This window comes from Parasphingorhabdus sp. (assembly GCF_048269915.1).
Classification (GTDB): domain Bacteria; phylum Pseudomonadota; class Alphaproteobacteria; order Sphingomonadales; family Sphingomonadaceae; genus Parasphingorhabdus.
The window spans coordinates 304,994-325,152 of sequence record NZ_JBLWTY010000003.1 but is presented as its reverse complement, the minus strand read 5'-3'; the positions used below and the strand labels follow the sequence as shown (position 1 = coordinate 325,152).

Genomic DNA, 20,159 nt, shown 5'->3' with positions numbered 1-20,159 from the left:
TCAGCTGGCTTGCTGTAACTTATATTGTTTGAGCAGATCATAGAGCGTCGGACGGCTAATCCCGAGCAGCTTGGCCGCATTGGAAATATTGCCGTTGGTCTGCGAAATCGCTCGCAGGATCGCCGAACGGTCAGCCGCTTCGCGCGCAGCCTTCAAGTTCAGCAGGTCCGCCGCGGCATTTTCATCGACCTGCAAATCGAGATCCTTGGCACCGATCATCTTGCCATCGGCCATGATCACCGCACGTTTGATCCGGTTTTCCAGTTCCCGAACATTGCCCGGCCAGTGCCAGGATTCGATCACTGCCAGAGCATCTGGTGCCAGTCCTTTGACCGCCGGATTGATTTCCGCAGCGAATTTCTTCTGAAAATGTCGGGCCAGCAGGCTGGCGTCACCGGACCGGTCGGACAAGGGCGGGATATTGATCACGATTTCGGCAAGACGATAATAAAGGTCTTCCCGGAAACTATTATCCTGGATCATCGCTTCCAGATCTTGATGCGTGGCACAGACGATCCGCGTATCCACCGCTATCGGTTTGCGCCCTCCGATCCGTTCGATCATCCGCTCCTGCAGAAAGCGTAGCAACTTCACCTGAAGCGGCAGTGGAATATCACCGACCTCATCCAGAAAAAGCGTACCACCATTGGCTTGTTCGATTTTACCCTCGGTCGTCTTGATCGCCCCGGTAAAGGCACCTTTTTCGTGGCCAAACAATTCGGACTCGAGCAGATTTTCCGGAATGGCCGCACAGTTGATCGCGACAAACGCCTGATCGCGCCGGTCACTCGCATCATGCAGCCCCTGGGCGAGCAGCTCTTTACCCGTTCCGCTGGCACCGAGCAGCATCACCGACGCGTTCGTGTTTGCCACGCGTTCGACCATCTGGGCGGTTTTCAGCATTTCCGGAGCGCCGGTAATTATCTGCCCCAATATATAGCCTTCGCCATTTCCCTTCTCCGCAAGACTGGCATTCTCCTGCTCAAGGTTGCGGACATGAAAGGCGCGCCGAACGATCAAACCCAGTTCATCAATGTCGACAGGTTTCTGATAAAAATCCCAGGCACCGCCAGAAATCGCCCGCAAGGCGCTGGCTTTTTCACCATGGCCGGACGCAACGATCACCTTCGTGTCGGGCTTCAGACTCAAAATCGCATCCATAGTCGCGAACCCTTCGGTGGTGCCATCAGGATCAGGTGGCAGACCGAGATCCAATGTTACCACATCGGGCTCTTCTGCGCGCAGCATCTCAATCGCCGATTCCCGGTCACCAGCGATGAAAACGTCAAAATCATCATAGGCCCATTTCAGCTGTTTCTGCAGACCCGGGTCATCTTCCACTATCAGCAGCTTTTCTTTTCTCGCTTGATTTTTGTTCGGCATCATGCGGCCCTTTCGTCTGCAGAATTTTCTTCGGATAGATTTTTTGCAAGCGGCAGAATCAGCGTGAAACTGCTACCCACGCCTTCCTTGCTGTCGACTTCGAGGCGCCCGTTCATCGCCCGGGCAAGTTCCTGTGCTTCATAGGCCCCGATTCCGAAGCCCCCCTGTTTGCTGGAAGCAAACGGTTTGAAGAGCTGGTTGCGGACAAATTCGTTGGACATTCCCGTTCCCCGGTCACGCACCTCTATCGCGACACTCAGATCCCGCTGGTACGCATTGATGAAAATCGGCTTTTCTTCTGCACTTGCATCAATCGCGTTCTGGATCAGATGCCCCAGAATTTGATCCACACGAACAGGATCAGCGACCGCTGTCAAATCATCAATCTGGGTGCTTTCTATTTTGTGCAGAAGGCGTTTTCTCTCAATAATCGATCGCACCAACGCCCGCACTTTTACCGGCTTTGGTTCTTCTGCCTTTGCCGTGTTATGCTGAGACAGGCGTTCTAGCAGTCCGTTCATCTTGCTTGCCGAATCCTGCAAGGTTTCGATCATATCCGTTCGGAATTCGGGGTTGTCGGCATGACGCTGGGCATTGCGCGCAAGCAGGCTCAACTGGCTGACGAGATTTTTGATGTCGTGCATGACAAATGCGATTCGTCGATTAAACTCGTCAAATCTCTGTGCTTCGGAGAGAGATTCCTGACTACGGGCCTCGGCAAGATAGCTGGCAACCTGACGGCCGACTACGCGCAGTACATCGAGATCTTCCCAATCCAGCGTACGGTTGATCCGCGGTCGCGCCAAAAGCATCAATCCGGCCAGACGATCGAAATGCACCAGCGGAATTGCCGCCCATGCCTGATCGTCTTTGATCATCCATTGCGGAATAGCTGCAGCATCGCATTGCTGGTCCTGGCCAGCGCGCAGGGCATCAAACTCGACGATATGGCCGCTATTCTCGAAAAAAGCTGTAGTGCTGATCGTACACGCCTGGGTTGGCACCTCGATCGAGGCCCAGTTCCAACGGGACTGAAGCTCCAGTTGCCCGGAATCATCGGGCAGCAGCAATATGCCCGCCGGTGAATCGGTTATGTCCGCGACCGCCTTGATGACTCTCTCGTGAAAAGGCGCGCTTTCCTCACCGGGACGACCAATTGTATCGGTGAAGCGTATCCATTCGGAACGATAGTCATAGCGGTGCTGGAAGAAATGCTTGGCCAGCTTCACCTTCATCCATGCGCGAAACCGTCCCGACGGGAGTAACAGGAGAGCGCCAATAGATGTACCAAACAGGAAACTTATCTGGGCAAGGCGCGCATAGTCGCCGCCGATGATTTGCAGAGCCGTGGCAATCACGACCATCATCAGCAGATAGCTGCCAATGGCCACAAGCGACAGCGATCGAAAGGCGACGCTGCGCGAAAGCTTCAAATTCCATTCTGTATTGCGGATCGATGCGAGAGCCAGGATGGGCGCAATAATCGCCATGGTTGGCCCGCGCATTGCGTGCAGTTCGATCGGAAATTGCTGGGTCAGATAGGTGATCGTGTATAAATTGAGATCAAAGGTCCAGATCGCCGCCAAAGAGGCCATGGGAAGACGGATACCCCAGCGGGTTTCCGGTGCCGAAATCGAATAAAGATTGTGAACCAGCACAAGCGCGCCGATAGCGAAAATCATTCGCAAAACAAGCGATGTATAGAGCGTAACGCTTTGCAGGCGTGCGCTTCCGGCAACAATGGGAAGCAAGCTATCCACGACGACCTGCCCTGCCAGAACAAAGGCCAGCGCAGCATAAATTATGTTGACGGTCTTGGGCTCATCACGCCCTTCCCCCGCCCGCAACAAAGCAAACATGAAGGCCAGCCACCCAAAGTTGCGCAGCGATTCCGCAAAGCGGGCAATCGGCGACAGTGAGCCCTCAACCGAGATAGACAGGGCCCAGAAGCTGGTCAGCGCTATCGCGATCACCAGCCATATTTGCTTGTTATTACGTTCAACCTTGCGCTGAAATTGCCAAATGGCCAGCGCACCGAAAAGAATGGCGGCAATACCATGTCCGAACGTGCTGATATAATTGAGAAGCGTAGCCATCTCAGCGCGCGCCTTCTGGCCACAGGACCACGCGAATGGTCTGCAAAATTATCAACAGATCGAGAAAGGGTGTGTAGTTTTTCGCATAGTAAAGATCATATTCCAGCTTGTGCCGGGCGTCTTCGGTTGACGCGCCGTATGGATAGTTGATCTGGGCCCAGCCCGTGATCCCGGGCTTGACGATATGTCGCTCGGCATAAAATGGCATTTTTGTTTGCAGATCGTCGACAAATTGCGGGCGTTCTGGCCGCGGACCGACAAAGCTCATCTCGCCCTTCAAAACGGTCCAGGCCTGGGGCAGTTCGTCAATGCGGACTTTGCGGATAAAACGACCGATGCGAGTGATCCGCGGATCATTCTCGGCCGCCCAGATCGCTTGCCCCCCGGATTCGGCGTCGGCACGCATGGAACGGAGCTTGAGGATGCTGAACTTCTGACCATATAGCCCCACTCGCTCCTGCTTGAAAAAGGAACCGCCCCGGCTTTCCAGCCTGATGAGAATGGCGAAGAGCAAAATCACCGGTCCGGTTAGCAAGAGCAGCAGGAAGCTCAGAAAGATGTCGAAACCCCGTTTGAATATCGTGGACAGACGCCGACCGGATGAAAAACCGTCCGAAAAGATAAACCAGCTGGGGTTCACGCTATCCAGGTCGACGCGTCCAGTTTCACGTTCAAGAAAACTCGACATATCATTGACGTGGACGCCGGTTGTCTTGATTGTCAGCAGGTCAGCAACCGGCAGCGAGTTGCGTCTTTCCTCAAGCGCAAGAACGACCTCGCTCACTTCCAGATCGATCACATGTTGCGGCAAATTCGCAATATCGAGCCGCCGCACCGCATCATCAATCTGTCGCGGCCCTTCGTTCATATCGACATAGCCGGCAATGATGAAGCCGCTTTCCTGCCGTTTTTCTAGCGCAGCAATCCGTCCGGCGCGCGGACCGGCACCCAGAATTAGCAAACGGCGCTTGAAACTGTCGCTGTCGAAAACAACGCCGAGCAGAATGCGGCTCGCCATCAGGAACGCGATTGCCAACAGCATCGCATAGAGAGAATTTGAGCGCCAGAGTGTCGTTCCCGGCATTGCAAAGGCGAGCAAGGACAGGAAAATCACGCCCAGAGAAATCGCGACGAGAATCCGGGCCGTGGCGAAACGCAACGACTGCAGGGCTTCGGGACCGTAGACGCCGACAGATATCAGCGCGAGTTGCAGTGCGAAAGCAAAACTGAATATCGGCTCCGACCGATCAAAGATGGAATCGATCGTCATGCCAATCTGGAGCGCGCGCAATAGCCAGCCGGCTTCTGCCGCCAACAGCAGCAAGAGAAAGTCGATGAAACCGAGCAACAGCACCGGATAAGGGATATAATGCTTGAACAATCGGATCATATCGCGCGCAATCTCTCCTTTGCGTTCACGACCCATAAGTAAAAATGGTTATCTGTCGGTAAATTTTACAGAGAATAGTGCGCAAAATCGCCCACTTCCGTCCATTTTGTTCAAAATGCCGACAGTTTCGCGATAAACCGACAGGCAGTTTCTCGCCTCGATTTAGTCATTGACGAAATCAAATGGCGTCAATCCGCGTTCCCGTTCGTCAAATGTCAGGGGTCGGCTGCGCGGCGGCGCCGATCTTTGCGAACATTGCGGCCGGGTGCATGCGGGACACCCCAGGCCGATGGGATCCGCCTGCTCGATGCTCAGATCTTTTCCACTTGCATAATGTAACGCCGAAGCCACGTCCGCGGAGACGCCCAATCCAATCGCGAAAGCCGGGGTATAGCCGCCTGCCCCGGAACCAATTCCCTGCACAGCACGGGAGAGGGTGAACCAGGTCGATCCGTCTTCCAGAGCCACCAACTGCGACCGAATTTCCGACGGCTGTTCGAAAACACGGTGAATATCCCAGAGCGGACAGCGATGGACGCTTTCCACCAGCGGGGCATTGCTGGCGCCAGCATAGCGTTTGGACACCATACCCGAGCGATCAATGCGCACCATAAAAAAAGGCAATCCTCGCGATCCGACACGCTGCAATGTGGTCAAACGGTGGGCCACCTGTTCAAAACCGGCACCGAAACGGCGCTGAAGCAACTGGATACGATAGCCGGATTGCTCGCAGGCCTTGAGAAAGCGTCCATAGGGCATCATGAGGGCAGCTGCAAAATAGCTGGACAAATGCCGGCGGAATAATTTTTCGGCGGAACGATCAGTAAAATGTCCTCCTGCCGCCAGAGCATCAATTTCGGCTTTGGCCTCAATCTGGCCCAGCAACAGCGCAGCCTGAAACGTACGCGAAGCAGGATCGAGCATTTCCGAAAGCTGGAGCTGTCGCGCGTGCAAATCAAGACGCCGCAATTTGTCCGCGAGCACTGTTTCGGGTAAAATACGAATCATCAGCTGATGCTTGACGCGAAGTCTTTCGGTAATCGCACCATAAAGGTCTCCGGCTCCAAGGCGCAGTTCGTCAGCCAGTTGCTCGGCCATTGAATCGAGATCGACAAAATGATTGCGCCAGCGCTCGATTTCGCGGCGGACAGCCTGAACCGGATCGGCGGCCATATTTTCTCCGGTCTCACCAACGGCCTTGCGATTGTCAAAAAGTCGTACAAAAGCTTCGGCTGTGTTCGGAGATGCGATCAGCCACTCTTCCAGTTCCGTACGATCGATAGATATGTCTTCGAACAAAGGGTCGGCGAGTCTCTGACGAATGGCATCGATGCCGCCCCCAGGCTCTGCCGCAATCAACTGTCGCGGATCAAAGTCGAATCTTTCCGCCAGAAGCAGCATCAAACGCGCACTAAGCGGCCGCTGATTGCGCTCGATGAGATTGAGATAGCTGGGCGAAATGTCCAGCGCCTGCGCCAGAGCAACCTGCGTCATCGCAGCGCTGCGGCGCAGTCTTTTGATAGCCGCACCAGCGAAAAGTTTCGGATTTGCCATCATCTTTCTATGTAAATATATTTACATCATTTCAAGACGAATAATTCAATTTACAATATTTGCCCTACTCTCCGAGACCGTAAATCAACCCCGAGATTATAGCGACCGCTTGTCGGGGTAAATATTTCTTAACCGCAAAAGCTTATTTCCGAACAGAACCCTGAAAAAATTGGCGCTCGAACATGTTAAAAGAATCCATCCTGTTTATCGCCGCGACCGGAGCGCTGATCTATTTCATCACACCGTCGGACGAGCCGGCCAAGCCAGAACCCGCGAAACAAGTGGTGCAGAAAAGCGCCCCATCTTTTGCCGAACCATCCGAGGATAGCTGGGGTGGAAGTGTGGAGGAAGAGGAGGACTATGAGTCCTTTACATTCGGTGAACCAATGACTGATCCGGACGAGGACGAAACAGAAACATCAGATGACGGCGAGGATACCGATCGCCCGGCCCAGTCGGACAACAGCGGCGCGAACCCGGCACCAGCGAGCAGAAGCAGCCGTAGTAACAATTTTCCAAACAGCCCGGCATCAGGCAAGCCAGGCAGTCTCGACAATCCGATAATTTTCAAAACCAACAATCCGGAAAACCCGGTAGATGACTAGTCGAGGTCCCGCGCCATATCGCGCCGGCATTCGTCGCTGATAATCGCGGCATGACCATAGTTGGGATGGTCAATCTGGACCATCACCTGCCCCTCCATGCTCTTCCACATCCTGGCCTGTTCGCTGGTGAGCGGAAAATGGACAAATTGAACGGCACTGGCCTTGCCGTCCGCACGGGTGCGGTCGATATCCTGCTCGGGCTCGGCGGTGACTTTTTCATCGCCGATGATCAGGTGAATATGCCGGTCGACGCCGCCTAAAGTCTTCAGGAAGGCCGTGCGGCGTTCTTCCTCGTCAATTTCAAACATCAGCGTTCCGGTGAATTCCGATCCGTCCGGAACCATCGGATTATAGGCAGCCAGTTCATCAGCCAACTGTTCATCACCGCCTTTTTCGATCCGCAGCATTTCCTGAATCTGCAGCCACATGCTTTCCCAGCTTTCAAACTGGATGGTCGCATGCGGCCCTATGGCGACCCGCCTGAACTTCTTACGCAGGATCGATTCCTGCCGCTTTTCCTTGCGGATCAACTCATAATCCTCGAGCGCAATAATGTCGTCTCTGGTAATTTCATGGGTATCGCGGGGCATATATAATCCTCAAAAAGTCTGTACATCCATCCGGAGCGACCAAGTGAACAGCCGGATCTGGACTTAAAAACCGTAAGCCTTGGCAAGCAATTCAATCGGGTGACCGATCCGTTCCGGCACGTTCGCCTGTCCGCCGCTTTCCATAATCTGCTTCAGATGCGGCCCGGCCAGCGGACATTCGCTAACCATATAATCGGGATCACCTTTCGCGACCGCGCGTGCCGCGGGGCGACCGACCTTGACAGCCTTGTCGAAATTTTCCTTGAAAATCCCCCATTTCCCGCCGTGACCGGAGCATCGCTCGGTAATCGCCGGCTTGGCTTCCGGGATCAGTTTCAGCATCTGCATCGCCTTGGGCCCCATATTCTGGGCGCGGCTGTGGCATGCGAAGTGGATACCGATTTTGGCGTCCATCGGTTCCATCGGAACGAGCCCGCTATCCCCGGCAATCTCGACGATATATTCGCTCAGATCGCGTGTCGCCGCTGCCAGCTTTTTCACCGCCTCGTTGTCCGGCAGGATCAGCGGCCATTCGAATTTCATCATCAGCGCGCAACTCGGTGTCAGGGCGACAATGTCATAACCTTCATCGATAATCGGTTCAAAAAAGGCTGCGACCTCCTCGGCGGAAGAAGCCACCGCTGGCAAGTCACCATTTTCCAGTTTTGGCATGCCGCAGCAGGCGGGATATTCTACCCGCGTCTGCACACCATTGTGCGAGAGCACGTCGAGCGCGGCCTTGCCGGCGGTCTGATCATTGAAATTGCCATAGCAGGTCGCATAGATCGCCGCCTTGCGACCAAAAGCCGGAGCATCTGCATTGGCCACAGGACCGTGACCGACATGCTGGTAAGTTAGCGGCACATCTTCAAATTCCGGCAGATGCGCGCGCTTGTCGATACCGGCGACGCTTTGCAATATACTGCGGGTCAGCCCGTTATTCTGGTCGGCAGCCCAATTGGCAGCTGCCGCAAATGTTCCTGCCAGCTTGGCATTCCGGTCGATTTCGGCGAGCTGCTTGTCAACAAAGCCGGTCTGTCCCTTGCGGTTCTCGACAGCGCGGTGGCGCAGCATGAGGTGCGGAAAATCGAGATCAAATTCATGCGGTGGCACATAGGGACATTTGACCATGAAGCACATATCGCAGAGCGTGCAGGCGTCGACGACATTCTTGATATCCCCTGCGCTGAGATCCTCCACTTCCTCATTGGGGCTTTCATCAATCAGATCGAAAAGCTGCGGAAAACTGTCGCACAGGTTGAAGCACCGGCGGCAACCATGACAAATATCAAAGACCCGGCGCAGTTCCTGATCCAGCGCTTCCTCGTCATAATAGGATTCGTCCTGCCAGGGAATCGGATGGCGCATGGGAGCGCCCAGACTGCCTTCTTTCATGATATGCTCTCTGATGCCCTAAGGGCGAAATATACAAATGGAAAAAATCGTGCCGCCGCCCGTTGGGCAACGGCACGATTTTTGGAATTGCCGGATCAAGCGTCCATCGATTCCAGTGTTTTCTGGAATTTACCAGCGTGGCTCTTTTCCGCTTTTGCAAGCGTTTCGAACCAGTCGGCAATTTCATCAAAGCCTTCTTCGCGGGCCGACTTCGCCATGCCCGGATACATATCAGTATATTCGTGGGTTTCACCGGCGATCGCCGATTTCAGATTGTCGGAAGTCGCGCCAATCGGTTCGCCGGTTGCCGGATCACCAACTTCTTCGAGAAATTCGAGATGGCCATGCGCGTGCCCGGTTTCACCCTCTGCAGTCGACCGGAACACGGCGGCTACGTCATTATAACCTTCGATATCGGCTTTCTGAGCGAAATAGAGGTACCGGCGGTTTGCCTGACTTTCTCCGGCAAAGGCGTCTTTCAAATTCTGTTCGGTTTTGCTTCCCGCAAGTCCCATGTTCTTCTCCTGTTTGACGTGGATGAAATATCTACCGATTTCAAGAATCGGAGTGGCGAAACTTTACGCCCGCACGAGGCTCCACTCCATCGAATTTTTTGATCTTTCTCAATCGGAATTATCAATCAATAGTTTGCGACTTATTCGCAATAGCGATTAGTAATCAAGGGCAGCGTTTCAGCTGATAGACATCAGGCAGGATGGAAAAATCAAAGCGGTCATGATCTACTATCGTGACCGGACCCTCCATCAAAAATCGGCCACCGGATTCTCCTGTTTCTTCGTCAACGGCAAGGTCAGTAAGGCTCAGGACCAGCTTTCCCTCTTGCACGCCCCAGGTCCCGACCAGATCTTCGGAAACAAAATTCCCTCCGGATATCATCGTCCAGTTGGTCGGCAGCTGGCAGCTTTCTTCAAGAAAGGACCAGCGGCCTTCAAAATAGTCCGGATCCAGTTTTCCGACGGCTGGCGCAGCGAACAATGTTCCGGAACAGATCAAAGGCACAAAAAAGGCGCGCCGCCAACCCATTTGCTATTTCTTCATGATGCTCAAAGTCGCAGCGGTCAGGGCCTCGGCACCGGTCGCAATCACTTTCTCTGCATCGGGTGCCCAGAACGGACTGTGCAGCGACGGCAATTTTGTGCCCTCGGTTTCCGCTGCCTTATATTCCGCCATCGGGACGCCCCCGACCCAGAAAATCATGCTGTTGACGGTCTCGTCGGCGCGGCGATAGCGGCTGAAGTCCTCGCCGCCCATGACCGGTTTTGACTGCACGACCCGGTCCTTGCCAAAGCGCGTTTCAAACAGCTTGGCCATTTCCACGGTGAACTCCGGACTATTGTAGGTCGCCGGCGTGAACTCTGCCTCACGGACGGATACAACCGGCATCCGGTCCTCCGGCATTCCGCCGGTGATCGCCTCGCCGCGGGCAATGCGCTTGATGCCGTCGAGCAGCTTCGCGCGGGTTTCGTCGCCATAGCTGCGGACGGTAATCAGCAACAAGGCTTCATCGGAAATGATATTATGCTTGGAACCGGCCTGAAAACTGCCCACAGTTACAACCGCCGGGTCCTGCGGATCAATCTCTCGGCTGACCAGCGTCTGCAGTGCACCGACGATGCGGCTCGCAAGAACCACCGGATCCTTCGTGGTATGCGGATAGGCACCGTGACCGCCGACGCCCTTGACCAGAATATCAACGCTATCGACATTGGCGAGAGCGAAGCCCGGCGCATATCCGATATAGCCAGCCGGTGCACCAGCCGCATCGTGGAAGGCGAGTGCATAGTCCGGCTTGGGGAACCGGCTGTATAGTCCGTCTTCGAGCATCGCGAGAGCGCCTTCGCCCGTCTCTTCGGCCGGCTGCAGGATCATCACCAGCGTCCCGCTCCATTCATCCTTGCGCGCCGACAATTGCCGGGCCGCCGCAACCCAGCCAGTCATATGGGTATCATGGCCGCAAGCGTGCATGACATATGTGTCATTGCCCTGCCGGGTTTTCGCCTTCACCTTCGAGGCATAGGCCAGCCCGGTTTTTTCCTCGAGCGGCAGGCCGTCCATATCGGCGCGCAGCATCACCGTGGGGCCATCGCCGTTTTTCATCACTGCAACGACGCCGGTGCCACCGACTTTTTCGGTCACGGTAAATCCAAGACGCCGCGCCTCTGCGGCCAATTTTGCAGCGGTCCGCACTTCCTCGCCGCTCAGCTCGGGATTGCTATGCAGATCGCGATAAATTTCCATCAGCGATGGCAGGTCGGCCGCGATGGCATCGTTCAATCCGTCTGCCTGCGCTGGCGAGACCGCCATAACCGATGCCGCTGCCATTAAACCCAGTTTCGTGAAATTCCGCATATTCATCCTCATCATTATCTTTATCCGCCGCTGACCAATCCGGTCACCGGCGCTTGTCAGCCCTGCCACCAGGCTCGCGATACCGAATACCGCATCACTGCGCCGTCCAGCCACCGTCAATCGATATATTCGCGCCGGTAATCGACCGGGCTTCATCCTTGCACAGAAACAGCGCCAGCGCACCAATTTGGTCGATCTGGACAAATTCCTTCGTCGGTTGCGGTGCCAGCAACACGTCATTGATCACCTGCTCCCGTGTCAGGCCCCGAACTTCCATGGTATTGGGGATCTGCCCCTCGACCAGCGGCGTCCAGGTATAGCCCGGCGAAATCGTGTTCACCGTGATCCCCTGCTGCGCCACTTCCAGAGCCACCGTCTTGCCGAACCCGTCAATCGCATGCTTGGCCGCGTTATAGGCCGACTTATAAGGGCTTGCGACCTTGCTGTGCATCGAACCAGTGTTGATGATCCGGCCCCAGCCCTTTTCCTTCATCCCCGGCAACACCGCCTTGGTTGCGTGGAAAGCGCTGTTCATGATGATATCCATCACCGCATTCCACTTGTCCTCGGGAAACTCGTCCACGGGAGCGACAAACTGGATACCGGCATTGTTGATCAGGATATCGACCGTCCCCAGTTGCTCTGCGCAATCGCTGCACATTTGCCGGATTTCTTCCGATTTGGTCATGTCCGCACTACTGTAAGCCGCCTTGGTGCCGCTGAGCGTCTCGAGTTCCTGGCGCAGGGCTTCAATCTCGCTCGCATCACCAAATCCGTTGATCATAACCGCAGCGCCTTCCGCCGCCAGTGCCTTTGCATAGCCACCGCCAATACCAGATGTGGAGCCCGTAATCAGCGCAGTCTTGCCTTTTAGAAACATGCATATTCTCCTTTGTGCTGACCTTAAAACAGTCGCTACGGACTGCAATGCTTTTGTAAAAGAAATCACCGGCGCTTGCGCTTTTTCCTGAATCAGGCGAATTGGGAAGGCACGAGGAGAAATGTAATGCGTTTAGACGATCTGGACCCCAGCAAGAATGTTCGCGACCAGGGCCGTGGTGGCGGCCGGGGTTTTGGCGGCGGTGGTGGCGGCGGGCTTGGCCTGCTGTTGAGTTTCCTGCCGATGCTGTTGGGACGAAAACTGGGCTGCGGCACGATATTGCTTATCGGCGGCGCCGCTCTGGCGTTCCTGTATTTTGGCGGCGGTGGCCTGCAACTGGCCGATGGTACGGGTGCAGCAGGTTCACAATCGCAAAGCGCTGGTACCAATGTCGCGTGTGATACGCAGGAAGAACGATTCGCCTGCCAGGTGCTTGCTTCCACCGAACAGACATGGTCGAAGCTTTTCCAGCAACAGGGCCAGCGCTATCGTCCGACCACGCTCACCTTTTATGACCAGTCCGGCCAGTCCGGTTGCGGTGCCGCGCAGGCTGCGATGGGCCCCTTCTATTGCCCAGCGGATCAGGGCGTCTATCTCGACACCAGCTTCTTCCGCGAAATGTCATCCCGCATGGGCGCCAAGGGCGACTTTGCGCAGGCTTATGTCATCGCCCATGAAGTGGGTCACCATATCCAGAATCTGACGGGCGTAGCTGATCAGGTGCGCAATGCGCAGCGCCGCGCGAGCAAGGCCGAAGGCAATGCGCTGCAGGTCCGGATGGAATTGCAGGCAGACTGTTATGCTGGCGTCTGGGCGGCGCAAAATGCCAACCGGATGGAACCCGGCGATGTCGAGGAAGGCCTCAATGCCGCGCATGCGATCGGCGATGATACGCTGATGCGCGGAGCCGGGCAGCGTCCGGTGGAAAGCATGTTCACCCATGGCAGTTCCGCACAGCGCATGGCGTGGCTGCGCAAGGGCATGCAGACCGGCGATCCGAATAGCTGCGATACATTCGCACGCGGTGCGGTATAGAAAAACCGGGCTCCGGCAGCGCGCCGGAGCCCGGTTTTCTGCTATGCCCGGTTGCGGCTCAAACTGTTTGACCAGTCCAGTCGTCGAGTCACGTACATCACACCTGCCAGCGCTGCGAATATCAGCAGCGAACCGATGAGCAGCGAATAAGCCTGCAGGCTTAGCAATATGTAGATTACTCCATAGAGCCCCGCCAGCAACCCTCCGATCGAAGCTGCCTTGCGCCAGCTGGACAGAACCGATGCCGAATAGGCCGTGATCAGTCCGATCGTCGCTGCAGACGCCGCGACAAAGGCCAGGGCAAAACCGATAATCTCGGCAAAAGCCAGCAGCAGCACGAAAAACAACACCAGAGCGGCACCAATCAATATATATTGCACCGACGAAATCCGCACGCCGCCAATCAGGTCAAACAGCAGAAATGCCACAAAGGTAAAGCCGATGATCAGAAAGCCATATTTGGCAGCGCGGTCCACCTGCCCGTAGAGGTCGACCGGCTGGATCAGATTGACCGTTGCACTGGCCGCCGCACCGCCGCCAGAGTCATAGCGGGGGCTCTGAACGACGGTGTCAGGAAAGACCTGCTGCCCGGCCTGCATGGCGACCAGCGATGTCCCGAGAGCGAGATTAGTGATAACATATTTCGCTTCAAACCCCTGATCGGTGACTTTTGTGTCCTCGGTTTCGGGCAAGAAGCTTCCGGTGAAGCTCGGATGCGGCCATTTCGACCGGACGGTCCATAAGGTCTGACCGGCATGCGGCGCGATGGTCAGGCTTTCATTGCCCTTGAAGCGGACCGCAAAATCCGCCTTCACTTCGCCATCGATCAGCTTGCTGGCATCGACCCAGGCAAAAAATCCGCTGTTGCCGGTTTCTCCGAGACCGTTTCCGGGTTTCAGCGTCAGCTTCTGGCCGTCTACGGTTACGCTGTTGTTGCCCGCGAGCCCGCGCGCATCGGACAATCCGAAACGCAGCTCCGCACGGGTGAAATCGATATCCGACTTTGCAATACCATTGCGCTCAAAGTCATCCGGCAGTCTGAACGCAGCTGAACCAACGACATTTGTATCATAGACAACGACTTCATAGATCGCCCGTTTCCTGGTCTGCGTTTTGAGCGCACTATCCAGCGTCACCTTCTCCGGTGCCAGATATAATTCGCGCTTCACGATATTGGTGCGGGTCACGCTCTTGCCATTTTGCTCGACGGTTTCCTGCACCGCGGCGGTATAAGGCAGCACCAGCTTTGGCCCGGCAAACACCTGCTCCCCGCCCCAGCCCGAAACAATCGACTGTTGTGCGGTTTCACTCTGACTTTGCCGGTCGTAAACCAGCAGCCAGGTAGCGAACAACGGTATGGTCAGCAAAAAGCCCATCAGCAGGACGAGCAAAAATTTTCCGCCGGGGGATCGCTCGGGCTTGGGCAGATTGCCCGTGTCGTTTTGGAATTCTGCCATGATATTTCCCTCCTCAGTCAACACAAAGGTTGCTTGCGAGACGCGCATGATCGTCTAAACTCCCTCGCAAGATCGCTTCACTCCTTACGACGAGTCGAGCCACACGAGCGTCGAATCGAAAGGCCTTTATGAATATTTCCGATTGCCACAATGTGAACGACTTTCGCGCACTCGCGAAGAAACGCCTGCCCTTTCCGATATTTGACTATATTGATGGCGCCGCCGATGACGAGGTAACGCGGCGGCGCAACACGGCGGCTTACGAACGCTGCGATCTGATTCCCAATGTCCTCGCCGGTGTAGAAAATATCGATATGAGCACGACGGTCATGGGTCAGAAGCTGGCAATGCCGCTATTCCTTTCCCCCACCGCCCTGCAGCGTCTGTTCCACTGGCAGGGGGAGCGTGCCGTGGCCCGGGCCGCAGAAAAATTCGGAACCTATTTCGGCATTTCCTCGCTGGCCACGGTGAGCATCGAGGAAATCGGATCGAGTATCAGTACGCCAAAAATGTTTCAGCTCTATGTCCACAAGGACAAGGGGCTCAACCGGTCGATGGTCGAACGCTGCAAGGCAGCAAAATTTGATGCGCTCACCCTGACCGTCGATACGATTGTTGGTGGGAATAGAGAACGTTGTCTGCGTTCGGGATTCACCAGCCCGCCAAGAATAACCCCGGCCAGCTTCTGGAGCTATGCGGCCAAACCCGCCTGGGGTCTGAATTATATGTTCCGCGACAAATTCGAGCTTTCCAATTTGAAGGATCATGTTTCGGAAGGAACCAGCGTTCCCAATTCCGTGGCCGATTATTTCACCAACATGCTCGACCAGTCGCTCGACTGGAAAATGGCGGAGGAAATTGCCAAGGACTGGGGCGGCGAATTCTGCCTGAAGGGAATCATGTCGGTGGACGATGCAAGGCGCGCGGTCGATATCGGTGCCACCGCGATCATGGTGTCCAACCATGGCGGGCGGCAGCTCGACGGGTCGCGCGCGCCCTTTGATCAGCTGGCCGAGATTTGCGATGCGGTAGGCGATCGGATCGACGTGATCTGCGACGGCGGCATCACCCGCGGCAGCCATGTACTGAAGGCACTCAGCGTCGGTGCCAAGGCCTGTTCCGGCGGGCGTCTCTATCTCTATGCCCTCGCTGCTGCCGGACAGCCCGGGGTTGAGCGAATCCTTTCTTTGCTGCAAGCTGAGATCGAACGCGATATGAAACTAATGGGCGTCACAGCAGTTAATCAGTTGAACCGCGACAATCTGCGATTTCGGTAACCCGCGCGTTCAGGGGATTGAGATGAAGCATATGAAACAGATATTGGGCCTGACCTTGGCCATCGGCATGCTGGGCAGCGCGGCGTTCGCACAACCGGGCGCGCAGGAAGATTCAACACTGGAAGCCGCTGGCAACAAGGTCACCGAGCCATTTGACGGCAAGGAAGTCCCCCAGAAACTGAAAGACATTCAGGATGATCCCTATTCCCTCAGCGGCCTGCGGAGCTGTTCGGCAATTATCAGGGAAGTGCGCGAGCTCAACGAGGTTCTGGGGCCTGATGTCAACGAAACAGTCGACAAGAGCCTGGCCAAAAAACGTGAGGAAACCGCTGGCCGGGTGGCCGGCAGCGCGATCGGATCGATCATACCATTTGGCGGTATTATCGGCGAGGTTACCGGTGCCAATGCCGAGCGGCGGCGCTATAATCAGGCCGTCTATGCCGGCACTGTAAGGCGCGGGTTTCTGAAAGGCGTCGGGCTGCAAAAGGGGTGCAAGGCGCCGGCGCGGCCCTGAGCCCACGCCAGATCGACGCCGCCAATTCTAGCGGAACGTTCCCACAAAAAACCACAGGGCGATGACAGCGAGCATCACCGCAAAACCCTGTCGCACCCGCCCCGCATAAGGGCTGTTTAACAGCCAGCCATGGGCCTGTCCGGCAAACAGCACGATCACGACATGGATCAGCGTCGCAATCCCGACATAGGCGGCGGAGAGTTGCATCGTCTGCGCCGCGACTGACTCGTTGACGACTATATAGCCGGGCAATACGACCACAAAAAATACGGCGGCCTTGGGATTGAGCAGATTGATGATCAGGCCGCGGCGAAAATGCTTTGCCGGGCTACCATCCCTGTGAATCTTCGACGGCGAAACGTCCCGCTCCCCGATCCATGCCTCCCAGGCCAGCCAGAGCAGAAAGCCCGCTCCGGCATAGCGCAGCAAATCAAAAACCAGAGCCGACTGGTGCGCCAGCTGGGCCAGCCCGAAAGCGGAGGCCGCCGCGATAATCGCCAGCCCCAGCCCGATCCCGGCCGTCGCGGCAAAACCGGCGCGCTTCCCCTCGCTGGCACTGAGCAGCGCCAGCCAGCCCATATTCGGGCCCGGCGTCAATTCGAGCAGCAACGCGACAAGCAGGAAGGAGGGAAGCATCGGGGCGAGCATTGGTAATGCTTCTATCGGGATTGGGGCGGTTGGCAAGATTGGATGGATTTTAATCAGCAGGATTGACAGTTTCAGTCAACGCAGCCTGTCGTGCCAACGAAGGCTGGCACCCAAACCGGTCTCCATTTACTCACAGACTGATGAAACGCGCCTATGTCTATATCATGACCAACAAACCGTTCGGAACGCTTTACATTGGTATGACTACCAGTCTTCCCGCGCGAATATTCGAGCACAAGAACGGCACCGGCTCTGATTTCTGTCGTGAAAATGGCCTCGATCGCCTGGTCTACACCGAAGAATATTCTTCTCCCCACGAAGCAATCGCTCGGGAGAAGGCGATGAAAGCGTGGAAGCGCCGATGGAAAACGGATCTGATTATCAAAGCCAATCCGCAGTGGCGCGATTTGTGGGATGACTTGAATGCCTAATCATACTCTCATGTTTCCAAATCTGTCATGCCAGCGAAGGCTGGCAGCCAAACCAATGGTGCGGTGAGGAAACAGCCTTCCCTCATTCAAGTCCGGTTTAGGCCCCAACCTGCGCTGGGGTGACTGCAGCAGAATATCGCACGATCACCCGTCATGCCAGCGAAGGCTGGCACCCAAACCAATAGCGCGTTGAGGAAACAGCCTTCCCTCATTCGAGTCCGGGTTAGGCCCCAGCCTGCGCTGGGGTGACATCTCGCTAAACAGTTGCTTTTCGCGCCTTGCCATCTCACTGTCCAGCGAGATTGAGCCCGATCAATAAACCCGCTTCTTCGGCTTCACATATTCCGCTTCATCGGTCAGCGTATAATCATGCACCGGACGGTAGCTGATTTCGCTCTTGCCGCCCTTGCCGCCCCAGCCTTCGAAGGTGATGACGGTGTGCTTCATCCACTCCTTGTCGTCGCGATCGGGATAGTCTTCCTGCATATGCGCGCCGCGGCTTTCCTTGCGGTTGGCGGCCGCCTTGATCGTGACCATCGCCTGGCTCATCAGATTGTCGAGCTCCAGCGTCTCGATCAGGTCGGTGTTCCAGATCAGCGAACGGTCGGTAACCCCGACATCGGCGAGCTTCGCATTGACCTTGTCCATCGCGGCAACGCCCTCTTCGAGCAGCTTGTTGTCGCGGAACACGGCGGCGTGCGCCTGCATCGTCTTCTGCATTTCGAGGCGTAGGTCGGCAGTCGGGATCGGTCCCTTGGCGTTGCGGAAATGGTCGAGCCGGGCCAGCGCCAGATCGGCGCTATCCGCCCGCAATGGCTTGTGCGCACCATTGGGTGTCAGCTTTTCCTTCAGCCGCAAACCGGTTGCACGGCCAAAGACCACGAGATCGATCAGCGAGTTGGAGCCGAGACGATTGGCGCCGTGCACCGACACACAGGCCGCTTCGCCGACGGCATAGAGTCCTTCGACGATGGCGTCCGGATCATCCGCAGTCGGATTGATCACCTCGCCATGATAGTTACAGGGGATACCGCCCATATTATAATGGACCGTCGGGACCACTGGCAGGGCCTCACGGGTCAGATCGACGCCGGCAAAAATCTTGCCGGTTTCGGTGATGCCGGGAAGCCGTTCGGCCAGCACTTCCGGCGCGATATGGTCGAGGTGGAGATAGATATGATCCTTCTCCGGCCCGACACCGCGGCCTTCGCGGATTTCGGTGGCCATGCAGCGCGAAACCACGTCGCGGCTGGCCAGATCCTTGGCGCTCGGCGCATAGCGTTCCATGAAACGCTCGCCCTCGCTGTTGGTCAGATAACCGCCCTCGCCGCGTGCACCTTCGGTAATCAGCACGCCCGCGCCGTAGATACCGGTCGGGTGAAACTGGACGAATTCCATGTCCTGCAGCGGCAGACCCGCGCGCAGCACCATGCCGCCGCCGTCACCGGTACAGGTATGGGCGGAGGTCGCACTGAAATAGCAGCGTCCGGACCCGCCGGTCGCCAGCACCACGGCGTGGCTGCGGAACCGGTGAATCGATCCGTCTTCGAGACAGATGGCGATCACGCCGCGGCACTCGCCGTCTTCCATGATCAGGTCGATGGCGAAATATTCGATGAAGAAATCCGCGTCATATTTCAGGCTCTGCTGATAGAGCGCGTGCAGCATGGCGTGGCCGGTACGGTCGGCCGCGGCGCAGGTGCGCTGGACCGGAGGCCCCTCGCCCATATTCTGCATGTGACCGCCGAACGGGCGCTGGTAGATGGTGCCATCCTCATTGCGCGAGAACGGCACACCGGCATGTTCCAGCTCGTAAACCGCCTGCGGCGCTTCGCGCACGAGATATTCGATCGCGTCCTGGTCGCCGAGCCAGTCGGACCCCTTGACCGTGTCATACATATGCCAGGTCCAGTGGTCCGGCGTATTGTTGCCGAGCGAGGCGGCGATGCCGCCCTGCGCCGCAACCGTATGCGAACGGGTTGGAAAAACCTTGGTGATACAGGCCGTTTTCAGGCCGGATTCCGCGGCACCCATGGTGGCGCGCAGGCCAGAGCCGCCGGCACCGACAACGACGGTGTCATAGGTATGATCAATGATCTTGTAAGCAGGCTGGGTGGATGTTGTCTTGTCAGTCTGGGGCATTATGCAGCCACTCCGGTAAAGGCGATTTTCGCGACCGAGAAAATCCCGAGTGACGCGCCGCCGATGGCAAAAAAGTTGAGCAGGATGAACAGGCCGAATTTGACGCCATGGTCAGGAACATAATCCTCGATCAATACCTGCAGCCCCAGCCGCAAATGCCAGAAAACGCTGATCAGCATCAGGATCATCGGCACCGCCACCAATGGCGAGGACAGCCACTCGAGCAGCAGCTCATGTTCAAAATTCGGCAGCCGTACCAGCGAAAAGACCAGCCACAGGACGAGCAGCAGATTGCTCACTGCGGTGACCCGCTGCACTATCCAGTGATGCGCGCCTTCCTGCGCCGATCCGAGGCCGCGTACCCGGCCAATATTGGTTCCTGAACCCATGTT

19 protein-coding genes are annotated in these 20,159 nt (G+C 56.4%); 5 read left to right on the top strand and 14 right to left on the bottom strand.

Annotated features, from left to right (window positions below; genetic code table 11):
* The 4 genes from prsR to ACN0WX_RS10005 form a co-directional block, all read right to left on the bottom strand.
* Positions 1-1,386, bottom strand: coding sequence for a PEP-CTERM-box response regulator transcription factor (prsR, locus tag ACN0WX_RS10020; protein ID WP_417622172.1), 1,386 nt, complete (start codon positions 1,384-1,386; stop codon positions 1-3).
* On the bottom strand, positions 1,383-3,479 hold the full coding sequence (prsK, locus tag ACN0WX_RS10015; RefSeq protein ID WP_417622171.1) for an XrtA/PEP-CTERM system histidine kinase PrsK: 2,097 nt from the start codon (positions 3,477-3,479) through the stop codon (positions 1,383-1,385). Before prsK ends, prsR begins: the two co-directional genes overlap by 4 nt.
* A gap of 1 nt (position 3,480) precedes the next feature.
* Positions 3,481-4,869: a TIGR03013 family XrtA/PEP-CTERM system glycosyltransferase gene (locus tag ACN0WX_RS10010; RefSeq protein ID WP_417622170.1), complete on the bottom strand. Its 1,389-nt coding sequence runs from the start codon at positions 4,867-4,869 to the stop codon at positions 3,481-3,483.
* A 162-nt stretch (positions 4,870-5,031) separates the two neighbouring features.
* Positions 5,032-6,423: a helix-turn-helix domain-containing protein gene (locus ACN0WX_RS10005; RefSeq protein WP_417622169.1), complete on the bottom strand. Its 1,392-nt coding sequence runs from the start codon at positions 6,421-6,423 to the stop codon at positions 5,032-5,034.
* Between the two features lie 182 nt (positions 6,424-6,605).
* On the opposite strand from ACN0WX_RS10005, the gene ACN0WX_RS10000 reads away from it, so the two are divergent.
* On the top strand, positions 6,606-7,028 hold the full coding sequence (locus ACN0WX_RS10000; protein WP_417622168.1) for a hypothetical protein: 423 nt from the start codon (positions 6,606-6,608) through the stop codon (positions 7,026-7,028).
* Here the strand turns inward: ACN0WX_RS10000 and ACN0WX_RS09995 are convergent.
* From ACN0WX_RS09995 to ACN0WX_RS09970, 6 genes are all read right to left on the bottom strand, one after another.
* Positions 7,025-7,618, bottom strand: coding sequence for a DUF3501 family protein (locus ACN0WX_RS09995; RefSeq protein ID WP_417622167.1), 594 nt, complete (start codon positions 7,616-7,618; stop codon positions 7,025-7,027). The two genes, ACN0WX_RS10000 and ACN0WX_RS09995, sit on opposite strands and share 4 nt — an antisense overlap.
* Before the next feature lie 63 nt (positions 7,619-7,681).
* Positions 7,682-9,013, bottom strand: coding sequence for a (Fe-S)-binding protein (locus ACN0WX_RS09990; RefSeq protein ID WP_417622166.1), 1,332 nt, complete (start codon positions 9,011-9,013; stop codon positions 7,682-7,684).
* 95 nt (positions 9,014-9,108) lie between these two features.
* Positions 9,109-9,528 carry a rubrerythrin family protein gene (locus ACN0WX_RS09985; protein ID WP_335655914.1) on the bottom strand — a complete coding sequence of 140 codons (420 nt, stop codon included), beginning with the start codon at positions 9,526-9,528 and terminating at the stop codon, positions 9,109-9,111.
* Positions 9,529-9,691: 163 nt separating this feature from the next.
* A complete protein-coding gene (locus tag ACN0WX_RS09980) occupies positions 9,692-10,057 on the bottom strand; it encodes a hypothetical protein (RefSeq protein WP_417622165.1) in 366 nt (121 codons plus the stop codon).
* A gap of 3 nt (positions 10,058-10,060) precedes the next feature.
* Positions 10,061-11,389, bottom strand: a complete 1,329-nt coding sequence (locus ACN0WX_RS09975; protein ID WP_417622439.1) for an amidohydrolase — start codon at positions 11,387-11,389, stop codon at positions 10,061-10,063.
* Between the two features lie 88 nt (positions 11,390-11,477).
* Complete coding sequence (locus ACN0WX_RS09970) at positions 11,478-12,263, bottom strand: 3-hydroxybutyrate dehydrogenase (RefSeq protein WP_417622164.1); 786 nt, start codon at positions 12,261-12,263, stop codon at positions 11,478-11,480.
* A 126-nt stretch (positions 12,264-12,389) separates the two neighbouring features.
* Between ACN0WX_RS09970 and ACN0WX_RS09965 the strand changes: the two genes are divergently transcribed.
* Positions 12,390-13,298: a neutral zinc metallopeptidase gene (locus ACN0WX_RS09965; protein WP_417622163.1), complete on the top strand. Its 909-nt coding sequence runs from the start codon at positions 12,390-12,392 to the stop codon at positions 13,296-13,298.
* Positions 13,299-13,339: 41 nt separating this feature from the next.
* Here ACN0WX_RS09965 and creD read toward each other — a convergent pair whose 3' ends face one another.
* Entirely contained in the window at positions 13,340-14,755 is a 1,416-nt protein-coding gene (creD, locus tag ACN0WX_RS09960; protein WP_417622162.1) for a cell envelope integrity protein CreD, read from the bottom strand.
* Between the two features lie 128 nt (positions 14,756-14,883).
* Here creD and ACN0WX_RS09955 point away from each other — a divergent pair, with 128 nt between their 5' ends.
* Together ACN0WX_RS09955 and ACN0WX_RS09950 are read left to right on the top strand one after the other, a co-directional pair.
* A complete protein-coding gene (locus ACN0WX_RS09955) occupies positions 14,884-16,032 on the top strand; it encodes an alpha-hydroxy acid oxidase (protein ID WP_417622161.1) in 1,149 nt (382 codons plus the stop codon).
* A gap of 22 nt (positions 16,033-16,054) precedes the next feature.
* Positions 16,055-16,546 (top strand): hypothetical protein, encoded by a 492-nt coding sequence (locus ACN0WX_RS09950; protein ID WP_417622160.1) that lies wholly within the window; start codon positions 16,055-16,057, stop codon positions 16,544-16,546.
* Positions 16,547-16,573: 27 nt separating this feature from the next.
* Here ACN0WX_RS09950 and ACN0WX_RS09945 read toward each other — a convergent pair whose 3' ends face one another.
* Positions 16,574-17,194, bottom strand: coding sequence for a LysE family translocator (locus tag ACN0WX_RS09945; RefSeq protein ID WP_417622159.1), 621 nt, complete (start codon positions 17,192-17,194; stop codon positions 16,574-16,576).
* Positions 17,195-17,334: 140 nt separating this feature from the next.
* Here ACN0WX_RS09945 and ACN0WX_RS09940 point away from each other — a divergent pair, with 140 nt between their 5' ends.
* Positions 17,335-17,625 (top strand): GIY-YIG nuclease family protein, encoded by a 291-nt coding sequence (locus tag ACN0WX_RS09940; RefSeq protein ID WP_417622158.1) that lies wholly within the window; start codon positions 17,335-17,337, stop codon positions 17,623-17,625.
* A gap of 312 nt (positions 17,626-17,937) precedes the next feature.
* Here ACN0WX_RS09940 and sdhA read toward each other — a convergent pair whose 3' ends face one another.
* Positions 17,938-19,767 carry a succinate dehydrogenase flavoprotein subunit gene (gene sdhA / locus ACN0WX_RS09935; RefSeq protein ID WP_417622157.1) on the bottom strand — a complete coding sequence of 610 codons (1,830 nt, stop codon included), beginning with the start codon at positions 19,765-19,767 and terminating at the stop codon, positions 17,938-17,940.
* Positions 19,767-20,156 (bottom strand): succinate dehydrogenase, hydrophobic membrane anchor protein, encoded by a 390-nt coding sequence (gene sdhD, locus ACN0WX_RS09930; protein ID WP_417622156.1) that lies wholly within the window; start codon positions 20,154-20,156, stop codon positions 19,767-19,769. Before sdhD ends, sdhA begins: the two co-directional genes overlap by 1 nt.
* Positions 20,157-20,159: the final 3 nt, after the last annotated feature.

Excerpts from the sequence above, each read along its gene's own strand:
- prsR (WP_417622172.1), bottom strand. The coding sequence starts at position 1,386 with ATGATGCCGAACAAAAATCAAGCGAGAAAAGAAAAGCTGCTGATAGTG.
- prsK (WP_417622171.1), bottom strand. The coding sequence starts at position 3,479 with ATGGCTACGCTTCTCAATTATATCAGCACGTTCGGACATGGTATTGCC.
- ACN0WX_RS10010 (WP_417622170.1), bottom strand. The coding sequence starts at position 4,869 with ATGATCCGATTGTTCAAGCATTATATCCCTTATCCGGTGCTGTTGCTC.
- ACN0WX_RS10005 (WP_417622169.1), bottom strand. The coding sequence starts at position 6,423 with ATGGCAAATCCGAAACTTTTCGCTGGTGCGGCTATCAAAAGACTGCGC.
- ACN0WX_RS10000 (WP_417622168.1), top strand. The coding sequence starts at position 6,606 with ATGTTAAAAGAATCCATCCTGTTTATCGCCGCGACCGGAGCGCTGATC.
- ACN0WX_RS09995 (WP_417622167.1), bottom strand. The coding sequence starts at position 7,618 with ATGCCCCGCGATACCCATGAAATTACCAGAGACGACATTATTGCGCTC.
- ACN0WX_RS09990 (WP_417622166.1), bottom strand. The coding sequence starts at position 9,013 with ATGAAAGAAGGCAGTCTGGGCGCTCCCATGCGCCATCCGATTCCCTGG.
- ACN0WX_RS09985 (WP_335655914.1), bottom strand. The coding sequence starts at position 9,528 with ATGGGACTTGCGGGAAGCAAAACCGAACAGAATTTGAAAGACGCCTTT.
- ACN0WX_RS09980 (WP_417622165.1), bottom strand. The coding sequence starts at position 10,057 with ATGGGTTGGCGGCGCGCCTTTTTTGTGCCTTTGATCTGTTCCGGAACA.
- ACN0WX_RS09975 (WP_417622439.1), bottom strand. The coding sequence starts at position 11,389 with ATGAATATGCGGAATTTCACGAAACTGGGTTTAATGGCAGCGGCATCG.
- ACN0WX_RS09970 (WP_417622164.1), bottom strand. The coding sequence starts at position 12,263 with ATGTTTCTAAAAGGCAAGACTGCGCTGATTACGGGCTCCACATCTGGT.
- ACN0WX_RS09965 (WP_417622163.1), top strand. The coding sequence starts at position 12,390 with ATGCGTTTAGACGATCTGGACCCCAGCAAGAATGTTCGCGACCAGGGC.
- creD (WP_417622162.1), bottom strand. The coding sequence starts at position 14,755 with ATGGCAGAATTCCAAAACGACACGGGCAATCTGCCCAAGCCCGAGCGA.
- ACN0WX_RS09955 (WP_417622161.1), top strand. The coding sequence starts at position 14,884 with ATGAATATTTCCGATTGCCACAATGTGAACGACTTTCGCGCACTCGCG.
- ACN0WX_RS09950 (WP_417622160.1), top strand. The coding sequence starts at position 16,055 with ATGAAGCATATGAAACAGATATTGGGCCTGACCTTGGCCATCGGCATG.
- ACN0WX_RS09945 (WP_417622159.1), bottom strand. The coding sequence starts at position 17,194 with ATGCTCGCCCCGATGCTTCCCTCCTTCCTGCTTGTCGCGTTGCTGCTC.
- ACN0WX_RS09940 (WP_417622158.1), top strand. The coding sequence starts at position 17,335 with ATGAAACGCGCCTATGTCTATATCATGACCAACAAACCGTTCGGAACG.
- sdhA (WP_417622157.1), bottom strand. The coding sequence starts at position 19,767 with ATGCCCCAGACTGACAAGACAACATCCACCCAGCCTGCTTACAAGATC.
- sdhD (WP_417622156.1), bottom strand. The coding sequence starts at position 20,156 with ATGGGTTCAGGAACCAATATTGGCCGGGTACGCGGCCTCGGATCGGCG.